We start from the raw sequence: 17,207 nt of genomic DNA on the forward strand, positions 1-17,207 counted from the left end.
CAAAACTAAACGAAGACGGCGGCGGGCTGCCGCGGGGCGTCATCAGGGGGATAACAAAATGCGCCGTGCCATTACATTGCTGTCCGCGAGCATTATCGCGCTTTCCGCCGGTGCCGCTTCCGCGCAAAATGCAAAACCACGTAACCTGATCCTGTTCGTTCCGGACGGCCTGCGCGGCGGCATCGTGACGCCGCAGACGGCGCCCGCGATGGCCGAGATCCGCGACAAGGGCGTCCATTTCAAGAATTCGCACTCGCTGTTCCCGACGTTCACGATGGCGAACAGCTCGGCGCTGTCTACCGGCCATTATCTCGGCGACACCGGCACGTTCTCCAACACGATCTTCACCGGCTACACCTCAGTGCCCGCCGGCGACACCGTGGTGCCCTTCATCGAAAACGACGCCGTGCTCGCCGACATCGACGATCACTTCAATGGCGACTACCTCAATGAGGAGACGCTGCTCAAGATGGCGCGCGGCCAGGGTTTCAGCACCGCAGCCATCGGCAAGGTTGGCCCGACCCTGCTGTTCGACCACACCGATCGCGGCAAGAACACGATCGTGGTCGACGATTCCACCGGCGGCAAGACCGGCGTGCCGCTCTCCGACGAGATGAAGGACGCGCTGACCAAGGCCGGCCTGCCGCTCGCCACGCCGAGCCGCGGCGACAATGCCAAGGCGGGCGACGCCAAGACACCCGGCACCACCGTCGCCAACGTCGCGCAGCAGGCCTACATGGCCGACGTCGCGACCAAGGTCGTGCTGCCGATGTTCAAGGCGCGCAACAAGCCGTTCGTGCTGGTGTTCTGGTCGCGCGATCCGGACGGCAGCCAGCACAACACCGGCGACAGCCTCAACACCATCACCCCCGGCATCAACGGCCCGACCTCGATGGCCGGCATCAAGAATGCCGACAACAACCTCGCCCAGCTCCGCAAGGCGCTCGACGAGCTCGGGCTCTCGGCCAACACCAACATCATGGTCTCCTCCGACCACGGCTTCTCGACCATCTCGAAGGAGAGCAAGACCAGCCCCTCGGCCAAGATCGCCTATGACGACACGCCGAAGGATTTCCTGCCGATGGGCTTCCTGGCGATCGATCTCGCCAAGGCGCTGAACCTGCCGCTGTTCGACCCCAACGACAAGAACGCCAAGGTCGCCGACAACGCCCACCCGAAGGCCGGCAACGGCGTGCTCGGCCAGGACCCGACCAAGCCCGACGTCGTGATCGCCACCAATGGCGGCTCGGACCTGATCTACCTGCCGAACCGCGACAAGAAGCTCGCCGACCGCGTCATCAAGGCGCTGCTGGCGCAGGACTATGTCAGCGGCCTGTTCGTCGACGACAAGCTCGGCACCTTCCCCGGCACGCTGCCGATGTCGAACCTCAATCTGAAGGGCAAGGCGGTGACGCCGAATCCGTCGATCGTGGTCAACTTCCGCTCCTGGTCGAGCGGCTGCGAAATCCCGACCAACTGCTCGGTGCAGATCGCCGACACCGTGCTGCGCCAGGGCCAGGGCATGCATGGCAGCTTCAGCCGCGGCGACACCTACAACTTCACCGCGGCGATCGGCCCCGACTTCAAGGCCGGCTACGTCGATCCGCTGCCGGTCAGCAACGCCGATGTCGGCATGACCGCGGCGCAATTGCTCGGCCTCCGCGCGCCGAACAACGGCGGCTTGATCGGCCGGGTGATGTCGGAGGCGCTGCCGAACGGCATCGTGCCGAAGATGGCCGAGGGCACCATCATGTCGAAGAAGCCTTCGGCCAACGGGCTGCGCACCGTGCTGAAATTTCAGCGCGTGCTCTCGACCCGCTACTTCGACGTCGCCGGGTTTCCGGGGCGGACGCTCGGGCTCGAGGAGAGCGACGGCAAACAGAAAACGGCGGGGAAATGATCCCCGCCGCTCTCGCTTGAAGTCGTTGGTCCGGGATGATGCAGGCATCATCCCGGATGATCACATCATCCCGATGTCGAACACGTTGGGCAGTTGCGCCGCGAGCGGCAGCGCGGTCGCGCCGACCAGCGTCGCCACCATCCCAGCAAGCGCACGGCCGGTGCGGCGCTGACCGCGCATCCGGCCCGCGATCCATTCCAGAACCTTGGTGTCCATTTTGGTGCCCTGCGTCGGCGCCCAGCGATCGATCGCGGTATCCGGCGACAGCGCCACCGTGCGCGGCGGTACCGGCAGGCCGGACTCGGACGCAGCGTGATGGGCGATGGCCTTGGCGAGCAGGTCGTCGAACCGGCCGCCATCGCTGCGCTCGGCAGCGGCCTCAGCGATCGCGAACAGCGCCTCGATCTCGGCCCGGCTGACCGGCTGATGTTCGACCGCGGCCGCCGTCAGGATGCGCGCGCACCAGGCAGCGTCATCGGCATCGAGCGACCGGGAGAAATGGATGCGGCCCTTGGTGGTCGGGCCTTCGCCGGTGATCACCCCGTCGCGCACGATGGTCAGCGCATGGGCGGCGGTCTTGCGGCAGGACGGATGCAACGCACCGCTGAGAGCCTCAGCGGTCTTGGTACTTGGGGTAGACATTGTGGGAGCTTTCAATTCCTATCTCAGGCCAGCTTTTCCATGCGGGCGTAAACGAGTGGTTAATGATTCGGAACTTGGATTCCGAGATCTTTATATGGTTGCTATTGGGTCGCTTTAAACGCCGTCAGGGTTCAGTCCTATAGCAGCCCGGGCCCGCGTGATGACGGCGATAAGCGGCTTTATCTAGGCATTTCCGAGCTTTTGTGCCGCATCTGATATTTCGTCGTAGAGGTCAGGATCAAAACAAGTTGCTTGGAATTCCACCCTCAAGGAGAAATGTTTCATCTTCTTTCAGAAGCCGTTCACTTAAGCCGTGTCGCGTCCTATACTGGAACCGACGACCTCAAACACAATTTTAACAGCAACATCAAAGCGATGAGGTAAAATCATGGCACTTCAGATCGGCGCCGTCGCCCCCGACTTCGAAGCTGAGACCACCGAAGGGAAAATCAAGTTCCACGACTGGATTGGCAACAGCTGGGTGCTTTTGTTCTCTCATCCCAAGGACTTCACCCCGGTCTGCACCACCGAGCTCGGCACACTCGCCCGCCTGAAGCCCGAATTCGACAAGCGCGGCGTCAAGCTGATGGGCTTGTCGGTCGATCCGGTCGACCGCCACGCCAAATGGTCCGAGGACATCAAGGAGACCCAGGGTGCCGCGCCGAACTACCCGATGATCGGCGACACCGATTACAACGTGTCCAAGCTCTACGACATGCTGCCGGCCTCGACGTCGGGCGATCCCCTCACCCGCACGCCGGCGGACAATCAGACGGTCCGCAACGTCTTCATTATCGGCCCCGACAAGAAGATCAAGCTGGTGCTGGTCTATCCGATGACCACGGGCCGGAACTTCCAGGAGATCCTGCGCGTCATCGACTCGCTGCAGCTCACCGCCACTCACCGCGTGGCCACCCCCGCCGACTGGAAGCAGGGCGAAGACGTGATCATCGCGGGCTCGGTCAGCAACGACGAGGCCAAGACAATCTATCCGCAGGGCTGGAAAGAACCGAAGCCCTACATCCGCATCGTGCCGCAGCCGAAGTAGCGGCTGGTAAGCAGCATCCGGGTGGCCCGCGCACAGCCTGTCATCGTCTGGTTCCGCGACGATCTGCGGCTGTCGGATCACCCGGCCCTGCATGAAGCGGCCAGCCGCGGCGTGCCCGTGGTTGGTCTCTATGTCCGCGACGAAGAAAGCCGCGCTTTGATGCCGCCGGCGGTGCGCCGCCTCGGGGGAGCGACGCGATGGTGGCTGGCGCAGTCGCTGCGCGCGCTTCGCAAGAGCCTTGAGGCGATCGGCGGAACGCTGGTGCTGCGCACCGGACCGGCCGCGTCCGTGATCGCCACGCTGGCCCGCGAGACCGATGCGCGCGCGGTGCTCTGGAACGACGTCGCGCAGGCGCCGCATCAAGCCGTTGGCAGAGATGTCGAAGCTGCGCTCGCAACTGACGGCATCGACTCGCAAATTTTTGCCGGCGACCTGCTCGTCGACCCCAAGGTCATCCGCAACAAGGACAACCGGGCCTTGCGCGTGTTCACACCGTTCTGGCGGCGCGTGCAGGGCCTCGGCGATCCGCCAGAGCCGCTGCCGCCACCGAGGAAGCTCAAATCGATCAGCGGCGTCGTGAGCGAGGCCCTCGACGACTGGGGCCTCGAGCCAACCCGCCCCGATTGGGCCGGCGGCCTGCGCGAAAGCTGGACCCCCGGCGAAGCCGCCGCCCAGGCGCAGCTGAAGGCGTTCCTCGACGACAGCATCAGCGGCTACGCCGGCAACCGCGACCGGCCCGACCGCGACGGCACCTCGCGGCTCTCGCCGCATCTGCGCTTCGGCGAGATCAGCCCGCGCCAGGTCTGGCATGCCGCCCGCTTCGTCGCCGCCGAGCATCCGCGCCTTGCCGGCGATATAGACAAGTTCCTCAGCGAGCTTGGCTGGCGCGAGTTCTGCCGTCACCTGCTGTTCGATGCGCCTGATATGGCGGATCGGAATTTGCAGGAGCAGTTCGACGCCTTTCCGTGGAAACGCGACGCCCATGCGCTGAAGGCGTGGCAGCGCGGCCTGACGGGTTATCCTATCGTGGACGCCGGGATGCGCGAGCTCTGGCACACCGGCGTGATGCACAACCGGGTGCGGATGGTGGTCGCCTCGTTCCTGGTGAAGCACCTTCTGATCGACTGGCGCGCCGGCGAAGCATGGTTCTGGGACACGTTGGTCGACGCCGATGCCGGCTCCAACCCCGCGAACTGGCAATGGGTCGCCGGCTCCGGCGCAGATGCCGCGCCCTATTTCCGCGTCTTCAATCCGATTCTGCAGGGCGAGAAGTTCGATCCAGACGGCGCCTATGTCAGGCGCTGGGTGCCGGAGCTCGCACAGCTCCCCAACGACCTGATCCATCAACCGTGGACAGCGACGCCGATCGAGCTGGCGAGCGCCGGCATTGAGCTCGGCAAGACCTATCCGCCGCCGATCGTCGATCACAAACGAGGTCGCGAACGGGCGCTCGCCGCCTACGCCACGATCCGCGGCAAGGATTAGGCGCGGCGGTTGACCACCAGCACCGCGGCGGCGCAGGCGCCCATGCCGGCCATGGCGACGTAATCCAGCCGCTCGCCGAACAGCACATAGGCCATCAGCGCGGTCACCGCCGGCACCAGATAGAACAGGCTCGCGACCGAGGTCGCGGCATGGTGACGGATCAGCCAGTACAGCAGCCCGATCGAGCCGATCGACAGCGCAAACACCAGCCAGGCGATCGCCAGCACAAACTCGCTGGTCCAATGCACGATGTTGGTCTCGAACAGCCGGGCGCCGATGCCGAAGAAGATCGTCACCACGACGTACTGCACGAGATTGCCGGCGCGCCAGTCAATCTGATTGCAGTAGCGGCGCTGGTACAGCGTCCCTAGCGTGATGCTGATCAGCGAGACGCCGGAGGCAAGCCAGCCCCACCCTGCATCGCCCGTCATCGGCCGGTTGTGCAGGATCAGCACGACGCCGGCGAGGCCGAGCACGAGCCCGCCCCATTGCAGTGGCGTGACGCGCTCGCCGAGCCAGCGGTTGGCGATGGTCGAGGTCAGGATCGGCTGCAGGCCCGGGATCAACGCCGACAGGCCTGCCGGAATCGAATGCGCGATCGCAATCGCGGTGCCGCCGAGATAGAAGCCGTGCACCAGGATGCCGGCGACCGCACTGTGGAAAACGCCTGTCCGGTCCGGCCATTTCGGCCGAGCGACCGCAGCGATGATCGCCATCACCACCACCACGAACGCCATCCGGATCGCCAGATAGGTCAGCGGCTCCGCATTGTTGATGACGTATTTGGTGCCGATGAATCCCGTGCTCCACAGCACGACAAAAATCGCCGGCGCCAGGCGAGCGGCAGTTTCCTCTAAGCTCTTGTTCATTGCAGGCCGTCATTGCCTGAAGATGAGGCAACCGGCAATCGCGAATTTTTGCGGAGGACGGCGGGCGAGCCGGCCGCTGCAAGCAGGTGGCGGCCTCGCCCAGAGTGTCGTCTCTGCGAAAGTTTCGCAGGGACGACACTGAACGTGATCGTCACCTGAGGTGATACTTCCTGCCGTTGGTGTTCGGGTCGGAATTGTCGCTTGTCGAGAACATCAAGGCCAGACCGAAATAGCCCCAACGACCCCGGTAAATTCCAAACCGGCCGGCGCCCGTGTCGATGATCTCTTGCTCGGTGCTGTTCGCCGGGCCGAGCAGCCTGTCGTCTTCGTAAAGTCGGGCTGTCTTGATATCGCCATCCACGTATATGACGGGAACGAGAAACGCGTGCCCCTGAAAAAAGTGAAAGGTGCCGCGCAACAGTTGTCTGTCGATCGGGCTCGGTGGAATCAGAGAAAGCAATGCACTCGACGCGAGGGCAAACAGCGTTGATCCGATCACGATGCGCGTATTGGCGTATATCTTCAACGGCATTTTCTCCAGGCGCTTACTTGCCACGTGCCTCTGTAGCGCGCGACTTCATCGCATACAACCGATGGACGTCCGCCACCGCCGTCGCGGCCGATGCGGAACCCGGTTCGACGGGCCGTATGGGCATGAAGGGCGTGGCCGGCGTATCCGAAGTGAGGAACGCCCGCCAGGCACCGGCGTTTTCCATCTATCTGGCGAGCCGGGCATGAGCCGCCCGCCCAAGGATCGAGATGCCTTACGCACTGTTCGATCATGACAAACAAATCGACCAGGCCTTTCCGACCGAAAAGCAGGCCTGGGAACACGCACTGATCTCCGGGCTGATCTTCGATGTTCCGGTCGCGGACGAGGCGCCGGGTCAGGTGATTCCGGCCGGCTATCACATGAAACAGATTCCCGGCGACGGTGAAGTCTGCGAGCCGGCGCCCGAGTGGAAATTGCCGAACGAAATTTCGTGATCGGTCCGCGGCAGGGACAACGGTTGCGATCGCGGTGTTGCGCGATACGTAACGCCGGACCAAACAAACAATTCAGGATGAGCGCATGGTCGACACCGGCAAGTATTTTCACGTTCGCTGCGTCGACAACACGTTGCAGCGGGACACGCTCTCGCTTGGTCGCATCTATGAGGTGACACGGGATATCGAACGTGACGGCTATTACGAGCTCGGCGGATTGGGCCGCTTCAGCCGATCCAGATTCGAGGTTGTGGAGCCGAATGACGACTAGGTCGAAGTCCGGCCGACGTCTCAATCAAAATCGACAGGAGAGCGCGATGCCCAGAGGCGACAAGTCAAGCTACACCGACAAGCAGAAGCGGCAGGCCGAGCACATCGAGGAAGGCTATGAAAAGCGCGGCGTACCGGACCGCGAGGCCGAGCGGCGCGCGTGGGCTACCGTCAACAAGGAGACCCACGGGGGCAAGAAGAGCGGCTCCGGCCGCGGCACGCGCGAAGATCACTCGCCGTCGCGCAAGGGCGGCAAGCTCGGAGGCAAGGCGGCCGCTAAACGTCCGGCGGCGGCGCGATCGCGCTCGGCCAAGAAGGCCGCGCGGACGCGCAGGCGGCGGGCGGCCTGATCCGCACCGGCATCACCTCCCCAGCGGGAAGGCAGTACCGGGCATTGGAGGCGTCACCTCGCAAATGCGTGATTGGGCGCCGCCACCGGTTGCCTTCATTTGGGCACCTATCGGGAACACGCTTGCCCGGCAAGAAACAAAGGCGGCCGCCGCAGGGGGTGCCTCCAATTGACCTATCGGTCCCACAGCAGCTGGCAGGACGTCGATCTGCGCAATCTCGTCCGGGTCATATCGGCCTGCACGCTCGGACTATGGGCGTTTGCGGCCGGTCTCCTGATCGGGACCTTCCTGCTTTGATGTTTGCCTTTGCTTTGATGTTTGCATAGGCGGACACACGCCGCCGGTCCTAGCCGCTCAGGTGATGTGCGGCGGCGAACAGGACGAGCGCGCTCAGCACCAAGGCTGACGTCGCGCCGACGACGCTGCGCGCAAGTTCAGCCTTCGATAGATTGGACCTGGTTGCCATCACAAACTCCTGTGCGTGCGAGCTGAGGCCGGTCCGCTGTGGCGGTGCGGCCCGCTCTCGCTCCTGGGACCACCGTCGCATCATGAGGATGAACGCATCATGAGCAAAACGAATGGCCGGTGTCCCGGTTCCAAATTCTGACCGTGGTGGATCGCTTTCGGAACGGGGGCGTTGACCGCATGCGGCAAACGGGCAAAGCCGCGCTGGAATTTGGCAATCGGAGACGCAATGGCGATCCGCTGGGGGCGGCTTCAACCGACGATCTGGGCGGTCATGTTCCTGGTTGCGACCGCCACGGCGGCCGGCGCCGAAAGCGATAGAGCGAGCAAGCCCTCCGAGTTCATGATGCTCGTCCAGATCGCACTCCTGATCGCGGTCGGCCGCGGCCTCGGCGAACTGATGCAGCGGATCGGCCAACCCTCCGTGATCGGCGAACTGCTTGGCGGCCTGCTGCTCGGCCCGTCGCTGTTCGGCTGGCTGTGGCCGTCTGCGCACGACGTCGTCTTTCCGCCGTCTGGCGAGCAGAAGGCGCTGCTCGACGGCATCGCGCAGTTCGGCATCCTGCTGCTGTTGCTGCTGACGGGCATGGAGACCGACCTCAGGCTGGTGCGCAAGGTCGGCCGCGCTGCCATGACGATCTCGGTCGCGGGCATCGCGGTGCCGTTCGTCTGCGGCTTTGCACTCGGCGAATTCCTGCCCCAGAGCCTGTTGCCGCACCCCGAACAGCGGCTGATTGCATCCCTGTTCCTCGGCACCGCGCTGTCGATCTCGTCGGTGAAGATCGTCGCCGTCGTGGTGCGCGAGATGAATTTCATGCGCCGCAATGCCGGCCAGATCATCGTCGCCTCCGCGATCATCGATGACACTATCGGCTGGATCATCATCGCTGTCATCGTCAGCCTCGCCTCGCGCGGCACCCTCGATCTGCTTTCGGTCACGCAGGCGCTGTTCGGGACGCTGGCCTTCCTCGCGGTCAGTTTCACGGTCGGCCGCCGGTTGGTGTTCCGGCTGATCCGCTGGGCCAACGACAATCTGGTGAGTTCGGCGGCGGTCATCACGGTGATCCTGCTCCTGATGAGCGTGATGGCGATGATCACACATCTGATCGGCGTCCACACCGTGCTCGGCGCCTTCATCGCCGGCGTGCTGGTCGGGGAATCCCCCATCCTGACCCGACAGATCGACGAGCGGCTGCGCGGGCTGATCTCCAGCCTGTTCATGCCGGTATTTTTCGGGCTTGCCGGCCTCAGCGCCGACCTCACCGTGCTGAAGGATCCGGCGGTGCTGGGGCTCACCGCCGCGCTGGTCCTGATCGCGAGCATCGGCAAGTTCGGCGGCGCTTTTGTCGGCGGCGCGCTGGGCGGGCTGACACGGCAGGAGTCCTATGCGCTGGCGAGCGGCATGAACGCGCGCGGCTCGACCGAGGTGATCATCGCCACCATCGGCCTCTCGATGGGTGTGCTGAGCCCGACCATGTTCTCGATGATCGTGACGATGGCGATCCTGACCACGATGGCGATGCCGCCGATGCTGCGCAGCGCGCTGGCGCGGCTGCCGCTCGGCAGGGTGGAAAAGGAGCGGCTTGAGCGCGAGGAGATCGAGCAGCGCGGCTTCGTCGCCAATCTCGAGCGGTTGCTGCTCGCGGTCGACGAGAGCAGCAACGCGAAATTCGCGGCCCATCTCGCCGGCCTGCTCGCCGGCGGCCGCGGCCTGCCGATCACGGTGCTGCATGTCAGCGCCAACGCCAAGCTGCACGAGCAGAACCGCGCCGATCAGGAGCGCCGCGAGGCTGCGGTGATCAACGCGGCCAAAGCCAGTGCCGAGGCCGACGCCGACGGCGGCGGCAATGTCGACATCATCAGCCGCATCAGCGAAAAGACCCCGCCGGAAGCGATCGCGGAGGAAGCCAGGAAGGGTTTTGACCTGCTCGTGATCGGCATGAAGGAGGTCGCGGGCCCCGACGGCGGCTTCGACCGCCGGATCGACGACCTCACCTCTGGCTTCGACGGCCCGCTAGCAATCGCAGCCGCCAAAGGCGTGCACGAGAGCGAGCCGACCGCGAATGCGTGGAAGATCCTGGTGCCCGTGTCAGGCAGCAATGTCTCGCGACGCGGCGCCGAGGTCGCGATCGCGCTGGCGCGGCTCTCCAGAGAACCGCTGCAGGTGGTCTATGTCTCGACCACACGCGACAAGGGCGCCCGCCGCACCAGCCCGAGCATGTCGCTGGCGCCTGAAGAAGCGATCCTGAAGGAGGTCGCCGCGACCGCGGCGCGCTATGACATCAATGTCACCACACGGCTGCGCGCCAATACCGCGCCCGAGGTTGCGATCCTGCAGGAGATCGCGGCAAGCCGGGCCGACCTCGTCGTCATCGGCGTCGACCGCATCCAGGGCGACAGGTTGAATTTCGGCAGCGTCGCAGCCACCGTGCTCGGCAAGTCGAAGGCGTCAGTGCTGCTGGTGTCGGATGGCGTCGTCAGGACCAAGGACTGAAAACCAAGACCTGACGAACAAGGTCCGGAGCGCGCGAGCGCCCGCGCCTACCACTCTTCCGGGCAGGGATCGACGATCTTCCAGAGATCGACGCCGTTCTTGATCTTCTTCATCTCGGTGGTGAGCCCGCCATTGCGGCGGATCCAGTCCTTCACCGTATCGGGATAGTAGGACATCAGGTCGGAAGTGCCCTCGAGGCTGGTGACCTTGATGCCGAAGGTGAAGGCCTTGTCGTAATAGGCCTGGTGGAAACCGATGCTGGCCTTCGGCGTCACGCAGATCTTGTTCAGCGGCACGATGCCGAACACCAGCGTGCAGGCCGAATTGCAGATGCCGTCGATCACGACCCGCTCGCGGCGGTCGCGGATTTGTTTGTACTTGGCCTTGTACTCCTCGACATAGCCGCCATGGTCGCGCGTGATGTGCAGAACGGCTCGCGCTGGCGTGACCGCCAGAACCGAGAGCAGCAAAGCGACAAGGGGCGTGATGCGCATGGAATCTTCGAAACCGAGGGAAAGACGGCCCGGCCGGACCTGACCGCAAGACTCTGGCCGGACTGTGTTGGCAATCCGTTAAGCATCCGCAAAAAGGCAAAAATTGGCGCGCTGTGACTGATTTCCCGCAGCTTTTTGGCCGAATTCCGGGTTAAATGGAGCGCCAGAGGAGCTTGGACCGGCTGCAGAGGCCGATTCCAGCGAGAATGCCAGGAGCCCGCCAATGACCACGACCAAGCTTTTCGCCGCCCTCGCCGTGACCGTTTGCCTGGCCACCCCGGCTGCCGCGGCCGACCTCTCGGCCACCCCGCGCCACTACCGGCATTACCACCACGCGCATTGGGGCCTACCCTATCACATCAGCTATCTGCACAATTACGGCCCCGGCCTGGCCGCCGGCAGGTTCGCCTATTACGACGGCCCGTCGACCAACAAGTGCTACCAGAGTTCGGCGGCCTATATCGGCCAGGATCGTCGCCGGCACCCCTGCTTCTGAGCTCAAAGTAAGGCCGGAGGGACGCCCGGACGCCGCGCGGTCCCTGCTGGCCCCGACAGCCCAAGTCTGATAATCGACCCGCAACGCGCTCGTAGCTCAGCTGGATAGAGCATCGGATTTCGATTCCGAGGGTCGGGAGTTCGAATCTCTCCGAGCGCGCCATCGTTTTCATCGATCGTACAATGGCTTAGGACGGACCGATTTCGATCGGGATGATCGTTTCGTGTTCCGAGCTCAACGCGCCGCCAACAAAATCGAGACATTACCAACCGCTTCAAATCACTCCGCGTAACAGGGCGGTTTGGCGTTTGTTTTGAATCCGATGTGCACAATGAGGAACGACCCCGACGCGGACGGCGCGCCGAGGTCGCCATTCTGTCAACTCCCGACCGGGTGGGGGGTGTAAGGGCCGGGAGCCGACAGACTACCTCTGATACCGCCGCTCGTTCCGCCCCTTAGCAACGCCATTAAGGGTTACTCCCGCTCACCCTGCCGGAAAACGATATCCATTCGCCGCCGGTCGAAGGCGAGCCGAGGAGGCTGTTAGCAAATCAGCAAGGAGGTCGGCGCAGGCTTCTCAGAGGGACGGGACCGGTTTGGGGAACGTCTTACGGTCTCCGTTTCGGAGGAGCTGGCGTACAGGCCCTGGCGCCGGCTCCTCTTTCTTAAAATCAGTTCTATGCACCGCAACAGTCACGAGGCGAGGCAATCAAACTTCGCGAAGGGCGCTTCGGGCTAGTTCAAGCAGGCTGAGGGTTCCAGGTCGCCAGCCTCTGCTTGATCTGCTCGGCCTGCTCCTTCGTCAGTTTCTCAGCCAAACTGTAATCGTTCAATTGGGCCGCCCCCTTCCGTTGTCGATCGTAGACCATCCAGTCGGTGCTTCCTTTTCGAACGAGGAACCTTGCCTGTATCGGTGCCGTGCAATTCATCGTAGACTCCGTCAGCAATATGAACGACTGCAATATGTCCTGAAATATAGCACCTGGTTTTCGATACTTCTGTGAACTTGCACACACCTTGCCGAACGCCATAAGTCGATCATTCCACCGATGCCCCCTACCCGAAATGCGCTCGAGATCCTGCCCGAGGTTCGCAGCGCAAGTTCGCTGCTGATACGCCGAACCCGATCCGATCAACCCCAATAGAGCATCTGCGGGGTCAGCAAAGGGTCGGAAACAGTACGGCCCTAAGGCCGCTGCGAAAGCCGAACGGTTTCACGAAATCCGCACCACGCTTCTGCACAAAGACCAGCGTCCGATCAACGTCGTGCGGCGCGTCGTCATCATCGCCGTCGAATTGGACTATTATCTCGCGCCGCGCAGCCCGACATGAGGCTTTCCGCCTCGCTCCAATCGTCATCGGCGCAGGCTCGTGAAAATATATTCAACTCGCAGATCACCCACTGCATCAAACATGGTTCCGCGGGTCGCGGGCGACAGGTCACAGAAGTGTGTCGCGCTCGCAACGTCACAACAGTTCCCTGTGTGGATAGGCGTGTTTGGACTTCACTGCGTAGCGCATTTGCCCTCTACTCATATCGGACCTTCGGCGGCGATTTTATTGCCAAGACGTTCAATTGAAATCCGGGTCCAGGAGGCCGCTGTTCAGCGGCCGGCGGCCTCTTTCGTTATTTGAAATTCATCGATTTGCAATGACATCTTCCGACGTCGAGTTGCGTCAATCGGACTGCCATTAAGTCGTGGGGACAAAATGATTGAAGAACGCAAACCTTACGTGGCATTTGGCGTAGATCCGGCCGGCGTCGCCCGCGCAACGTATGAACTTCGTTGCAGTGACGACGAAGAGGCAAAGCGCCGAGCTGAGAGTTTTTTGGACGAGCACGAATTCGTCGAGCTGTGGATCGACTACAAAAGGATCGCTCGCCTGCAGCGAAGCTAGCACTATGACAACGCCGCACGGAGACCGTCAGCGTCCGACTGTCGTGCTCGCTTCAGCATGGCGACCTTTCTCGCCCTCTCGAGAAGCTGCTTGCCCGTTCGCGAATTCAACGGTTGAAGTCACCGGCCGGACTGGTTGCGCAGAACGAGCAGCATTAGTAGCTGGCCCGCTCCGATTCCGGCGAGGCCTCCCGCGACCTTGAAGATTGCGTCGGCCAGGTGGCCGTGCCGGTCAGGGGTCAGCAACTGCATTGCTTCGAGCGTGAACGCACTGAAAACGACCAAGAGCACGACCAGCGTAGCGCGCCGGGGATAGCCTACCATAAAGGCCAATGCCATCACCGCGAACGCGGCGAAATGCTCGACGTGCGGATCAGCAACAAACGAGGGCCGGTCCCGGATCGGAGACAGCGTGGCAAACGCAATAGAGGCCAGCGCTAGCCAGCCAATGACCATTCCGAACGCCCTGATCCTTGATGCAAGCAAGCAACGGTTTCCAAGTCGTGGTGCCCTGGATGCACCGTCGCTGAATTAGCCCATCGCGCGCGTGCGCGACAGGCGGGATCGGCGCGAACCGGGGTGGCCCACAAGGACTAATCCCGATGGTGCCTCTCGTACAGCCGCCGTAAGTCGAAATTCCAACTTCGCGGCGCGCCGCAAGCGCTACGATGAACAACGAGGGGGCGGCACCTCACCTTGAAAGGCAGCGAGGCCGTTATGGAGCGCTTATACCTGGGCATCACCGTTACCAGCACATACCTCTTGGTCACGATTGCGCTGATGGCGGCTTTCATGCATTGACCGGCAGATAGGGCTGGCACGATTGGTATGCGGCGAGCCACAACAACTTTCACCCTCACGCGCGACTATCGACGAGAGCCAGGATCCCTACTCTCTGGCATGTTCACTCCCCGAAAGCCGATCGAAGTTCCGCCGGAGGTCGCCCGCCAGTTCGCGGCCGACATGCAGGCCTACCACTTCGCGCAGGACGACATCCAACGAAACCGGATCACAGTTGGCAGCCGACATGCGCTGCCGCAGCCCACTGCCGGCACCGAGTTGCGGTTGAGCTCGGTCAGACTTTCTTGAGTTGATGCGATGAAAACTGTCTGGATCTACATGGACGCAGCGAAAAAGGTCGGCGACGAGAACCACATCAAGGTCTTCGCAACAATCGAGGTCGCTGAAGAATGGCTAGAGGAAAACGACCCTGAGGGCGTTGCATTTGAGTACGATGTCCTGGAGTAACCATAACAATGGACGTTTTGCTGTCATTGCAATTGCCGCATTGGCTCATGATCGCCGGAGCACTGTTAGTGGTCGTCGGCTGCATGGGACTTCTGATCCGCCGCAAGCATCTGGCGGAGTCTGGGGCGAGCCACACAAAAGAGCCGAGCCCCCTTGCACGTCCCCAAACTGGGGCACCTGCCGATCGAGATCTGGCCTAGCGCCAAGGGCCAGCCAAGGGTGGCGCTGTTGCCGCCATTCGTAAGCGCAAACGTCCCTCCGGCCTGATCCGCTGGCAGGTCTCTTCCGTCCGACATCCACGCGGGCTGCAAGCGCCGCACCAGGTGTTTGAGCGCAAGATTGACGCCGAGGCGTGGCTCGTCGACACCGCCATGGTCTAGCGCGCAGGCCATCTCCCCGGCCGCGCAGATCCGCGATGTTGGACCTGGCTGGTTTCCTGCCGCCACCGGCAAACTGGAATCGGCCGCTTAACGCTTCCTGGGCTTGGGCTTTCCTTCCTATTGACGCTGTTGGGAGCCGAGATGATAGGCTACCGCCATTTCAGGCGGCTATTTTGAATGCGCGATTTATTTGGACTGACTCAGTTTTTGCTGGCGGTTTTGATCTTCGTGCCTCTCGAGCGACTGTTCGCTGCGAGGCCCCAGAAGATTTTCAGGCGTGGCCTGCTGACCGACATGGCCTTCCTGTTCATCAACGCCGGGCTGGTGCTGGCCGGCGTGATCGCGATCATGACGGCAGCCATTCTGGTCAACCAATCGGTCCTGCCTGCGGCAGTGACGCAGACGATCGGCGATCTTCCGTATCTGGTGCAAGTGCCCGTCGTGATCCTGATCGCCGACCTCGGCGTCTACTGGACACACCGCATCCTGCACGTCGTGCCCGCCATGTGGCAGATCCATTCCGTTCATCACGCGGTCGAGGAACTGGATTGGCTCGCCGCTATACACCAGCACCCGCTCGACGTGATGTTCATGAAGGCTGGCGCGTTGTTTCCGCTTTATGCGCTCGGCTTCTCCACGGAAGCGATCGGGACTTACCTGCTCGTCTACTACTGGCAAGCCTGGCTGGTTCACGCCAATGTCCGCCTGAACTATGGACCTCTGCGCCACGTCCTGGTGTCGCCGGAATTTCATCACTGGCACCACAGCAGCGAGACCGCAGCCAGAGACAAGAACTTCGCCGGGATGTTCTCGTTCTACGATGTGCTGTTCGGGAGCGCCTACCTTCCGAAGGGGCAGGATCCGAAGGCATTCGGCGTCGATCATCCAATGCCCTCCGGCTATCTGGCGCTGCTGGCCTACCCGTTTGTCGCGTGGACCGCGAAGCGCAAGCGCGACGATCCGTCAGAGGTACAACCGATGTCGAAGGGTGGAGAGCCTGCACGTCCGCGCCAGAGCGCGCCGCTGAGCTAACCGCGCAAACTCTTCTCGCCGAACCAGCGCCGGCAGGCGCGGCTGAAGCTCGTCGCGTCGGTATAGCCGAGCGCGGCCGCCATCTCGTCGCGCGACTGAGTATCGGCCGCGAGCATTGTCCGGGCGCGCTCGCGCAGCACGCCGTCGAGCAACGGTCGGAAGGCGCAGCCGGCCTCCGCCAGCCGCCGCACCAGCGTCCGCCGCGAGATGCCGACGAGGCGCGCGGCCTCCTCCTCGCCGAGCCGCTGCGGCAGCCGCGCCGCAATCAGGCTCTCGACCGTCCGCGCCAGCGCCGCGGTGTCCGAGCGCGGCTTCTCGATCTCCTCGAGCGCTTCGATCGCCTTGGCGTGCAGTTCAGGATCGGCGAACGGCGAAGGCCGCGCGCATAGCGTCTTCGGCACGTCGAAGATGAAGGCGGGCGCGTTGAACTTCACGGCGCAGGAATAATGCTGCATCAGCCGCTCCGCGCCCGCGGGCGGCGGCCAGGGAAACTGCAAGGTCGCCTGGTCGATCGCATCCTCGAGCAGCTGCGCGTAGACCGCGTGCACGTTGAGGCTGACCGCCAGCGCCACGGCGCGCCACAACGCGCCGTCCATGGCGACCGCAGGAGAGATTTCAATCTGGATCGAGCGCGGCGTCGTGCGCAGCTGGTTGCGGATGAAGGGCGCGCGGGTCGACCCGAAGCGCGCGCCGGTGCTGAGCGCATCCGCGATGGTCGGCGCCGTCCTGGTCGCGACGTCGAGCGCCCCCTGCAGTGATGTCGACCAGACCGCCGCGGCCGACAGCGGCCACAACTCGCCATGCCGGCGGGTGATGTTGGCGGCCAGGATCACCAGCGACGACACCGGCATATGCGCGCCGGGCTGCTCGAGCACATCCTGCTCGATTGCGGTACCCTTCAGCAGCTCGTCGCGCTCGCCGCGCGTCTTGCCGAACGCACGCGCCAGCGCCCGCGCATAGGCCACGGACACCGGCATGCGAAGGGCATCAGCCTCCGTTCCCTGCATTGCGTTGGCGGCCTCCCTCACGAACGTCCAGCCGAACAGGTCTGGCGCAAAATGCCACAAAATTGGCCTGTTGGGAACTGGCGGCGCAGGCCCGCCTCGCTGCATCCTCAGCGGAAACAACGGCGAATGCCGCGTCGACAAG

General features: G+C 63.3%; 18 protein-coding genes and 1 tRNA gene. 13 read left to right on the top strand and 6 right to left on the bottom strand.

Annotated features, from left to right (window positions below):
• The first annotated feature begins 58 nt into the window (after positions 1-58).
• Positions 59-1,900 (top strand): alkaline phosphatase family protein, encoded by a 1,842-nt coding sequence (locus AKN83_RS21680; protein WP_050405581.1) that lies wholly within the window; start codon positions 59-61, stop codon positions 1,898-1,900.
• Positions 1,901-1,960: 60 nt separating this feature from the next.
• Here AKN83_RS21680 and AKN83_RS21685 read toward each other — a convergent pair whose 3' ends face one another.
• Entirely contained in the window at positions 1,961-2,542 is a 582-nt protein-coding gene (locus tag AKN83_RS21685; protein WP_050405582.1) for a hypothetical protein, read from the bottom strand.
• A 388-nt stretch (positions 2,543-2,930) separates the two neighbouring features.
• Here AKN83_RS21685 and AKN83_RS21690 point away from each other — a divergent pair, with 388 nt between their 5' ends.
• Both AKN83_RS21690 and AKN83_RS21695 read left to right on the top strand, forming a co-directional pair.
• The gene (locus AKN83_RS21690) at positions 2,931-3,590 is read left to right on the top strand and encodes a peroxiredoxin (RefSeq protein WP_050405583.1); all 660 of its coding nucleotides are present in this window, start codon (positions 2,931-2,933) and stop codon (positions 3,588-3,590) included.
• A gap of 21 nt (positions 3,591-3,611) precedes the next feature.
• Positions 3,612-5,075: a cryptochrome/photolyase family protein gene (locus tag AKN83_RS21695; RefSeq protein WP_083992154.1), complete on the top strand. Its 1,464-nt coding sequence runs from the start codon at positions 3,612-3,614 to the stop codon at positions 5,073-5,075.
• Here the strand turns inward: AKN83_RS21695 and AKN83_RS21700 are convergent.
• Both AKN83_RS21700 and AKN83_RS21705 read right to left on the bottom strand, forming a co-directional pair.
• On the bottom strand, positions 5,072-5,944 hold the full coding sequence (locus AKN83_RS21700; protein WP_050405585.1) for a DMT family transporter: 873 nt from the start codon (positions 5,942-5,944) through the stop codon (positions 5,072-5,074). The genes AKN83_RS21695 and AKN83_RS21700 overlap by 4 nt on opposite strands.
• Positions 5,945-6,095: 151 nt before the next feature.
• Entirely contained in the window at positions 6,096-6,470 is a 375-nt protein-coding gene (locus AKN83_RS21705) for a hypothetical protein (protein WP_244522041.1), read from the bottom strand.
• Positions 6,471-6,703: 233 nt separating this feature from the next.
• On the opposite strand from AKN83_RS21705, the gene AKN83_RS21710 reads away from it, so the two are divergent.
• The 5 genes from AKN83_RS21710 to AKN83_RS21725 all read left to right on the top strand — a co-directional run bounded on the left by AKN83_RS21710 (position 6,704) and on the right by AKN83_RS21725 (position 10,510).
• Entirely contained in the window at positions 6,704-6,931 is a 228-nt protein-coding gene (locus tag AKN83_RS21710; RefSeq protein WP_050405586.1) for a hypothetical protein, read from the top strand.
• Positions 6,932-7,016: 85 nt separating this feature from the next.
• The gene (locus AKN83_RS21715; RefSeq protein WP_050405587.1) at positions 7,017-7,202 is read left to right on the top strand and encodes a hypothetical protein; all 186 of its coding nucleotides are present in this window, start codon (positions 7,017-7,019) and stop codon (positions 7,200-7,202) included.
• 46 nt (positions 7,203-7,248) lie between these two features.
• On the top strand, positions 7,249-7,551 hold the full coding sequence (locus tag AKN83_RS21720; RefSeq protein WP_050405588.1) for a hypothetical protein: 303 nt from the start codon (positions 7,249-7,251) through the stop codon (positions 7,549-7,551).
• Positions 7,552-7,719: 168 nt separating this feature from the next.
• Positions 7,720-7,848 carry a hypothetical protein gene (locus tag AKN83_RS41755; RefSeq protein WP_283807391.1) on the top strand — a complete coding sequence of 43 codons (129 nt, stop codon included), beginning with the start codon at positions 7,720-7,722 and terminating at the stop codon, positions 7,846-7,848.
• A gap of 397 nt (positions 7,849-8,245) precedes the next feature.
• Positions 8,246-10,510, top strand: coding sequence for a cation:proton antiporter domain-containing protein (locus AKN83_RS21725; protein ID WP_157113497.1), 2,265 nt, complete (start codon positions 8,246-8,248; stop codon positions 10,508-10,510).
• Positions 10,511-10,557: 47 nt separating this feature from the next.
• Here the strand turns inward: AKN83_RS21725 and AKN83_RS21730 are convergent, their stop codons facing one another.
• Positions 10,558-11,004, bottom strand: coding sequence for a hypothetical protein (locus AKN83_RS21730; protein WP_021080599.1), 447 nt, complete (start codon positions 11,002-11,004; stop codon positions 10,558-10,560).
• Between the two features lie 223 nt (positions 11,005-11,227).
• Between AKN83_RS21730 and AKN83_RS21735 the strand changes: the two genes are divergently transcribed.
• From AKN83_RS21735 to AKN83_RS21755, 3 genes are all read left to right on the top strand, one after another.
• Complete coding sequence (locus tag AKN83_RS21735; RefSeq protein ID WP_050405589.1) at positions 11,228-11,500, top strand: hypothetical protein; 273 nt, start codon at positions 11,228-11,230, stop codon at positions 11,498-11,500.
• Between the two features lie 85 nt (positions 11,501-11,585).
• Positions 11,586-11,662 (top strand) — tRNA-Arg (locus AKN83_RS21740).
• Positions 11,663-13,210: 1,548 nt separating this feature from the next.
• On the top strand, positions 13,211-13,399 hold the full coding sequence (locus tag AKN83_RS21755) for a hypothetical protein (protein WP_050405591.1): 189 nt from the start codon (positions 13,211-13,213) through the stop codon (positions 13,397-13,399).
• 119 nt (positions 13,400-13,518) lie between these two features.
• Here the strand turns inward: AKN83_RS21755 and AKN83_RS21760 are convergent, their stop codons facing one another.
• On the bottom strand, positions 13,519-13,854 hold the full coding sequence (locus AKN83_RS21760) for a VanZ family protein (protein ID WP_050405592.1): 336 nt from the start codon (positions 13,852-13,854) through the stop codon (positions 13,519-13,521).
• 642 nt (positions 13,855-14,496) lie between these two features.
• On the opposite strand from AKN83_RS21760, the gene AKN83_RS40630 reads away from it, so the two are divergent.
• Both AKN83_RS40630 and AKN83_RS21775 read left to right on the top strand, forming a co-directional pair.
• Positions 14,497-14,646 (top strand): hypothetical protein, encoded by a 150-nt coding sequence (locus AKN83_RS40630; protein ID WP_172803588.1) that lies wholly within the window; start codon positions 14,497-14,499, stop codon positions 14,644-14,646.
• A gap of 557 nt (positions 14,647-15,203) precedes the next feature.
• Complete coding sequence (locus tag AKN83_RS21775; protein WP_050405595.1) at positions 15,204-16,058, top strand: sterol desaturase family protein; 855 nt, start codon at positions 15,204-15,206, stop codon at positions 16,056-16,058.
• Here AKN83_RS21775 and AKN83_RS21780 read toward each other — a convergent pair.
• Positions 16,055-17,035 carry a helix-turn-helix domain-containing protein gene (locus tag AKN83_RS21780; protein ID WP_172803589.1) on the bottom strand — a complete coding sequence of 327 codons (981 nt, stop codon included), beginning with the start codon at positions 17,033-17,035 and terminating at the stop codon, positions 16,055-16,057. The two genes, AKN83_RS21775 and AKN83_RS21780, sit on opposite strands and share 4 nt — an antisense overlap.
• Between the last annotated feature and the right edge of the window lie 172 nt (positions 17,036-17,207).

This window comes from Bradyrhizobium embrapense (genome assembly GCF_001189235.2).
In the GTDB taxonomy this organism is placed as follows: domain Bacteria; phylum Pseudomonadota; class Alphaproteobacteria; order Rhizobiales; family Xanthobacteraceae; genus Bradyrhizobium; species Bradyrhizobium embrapense.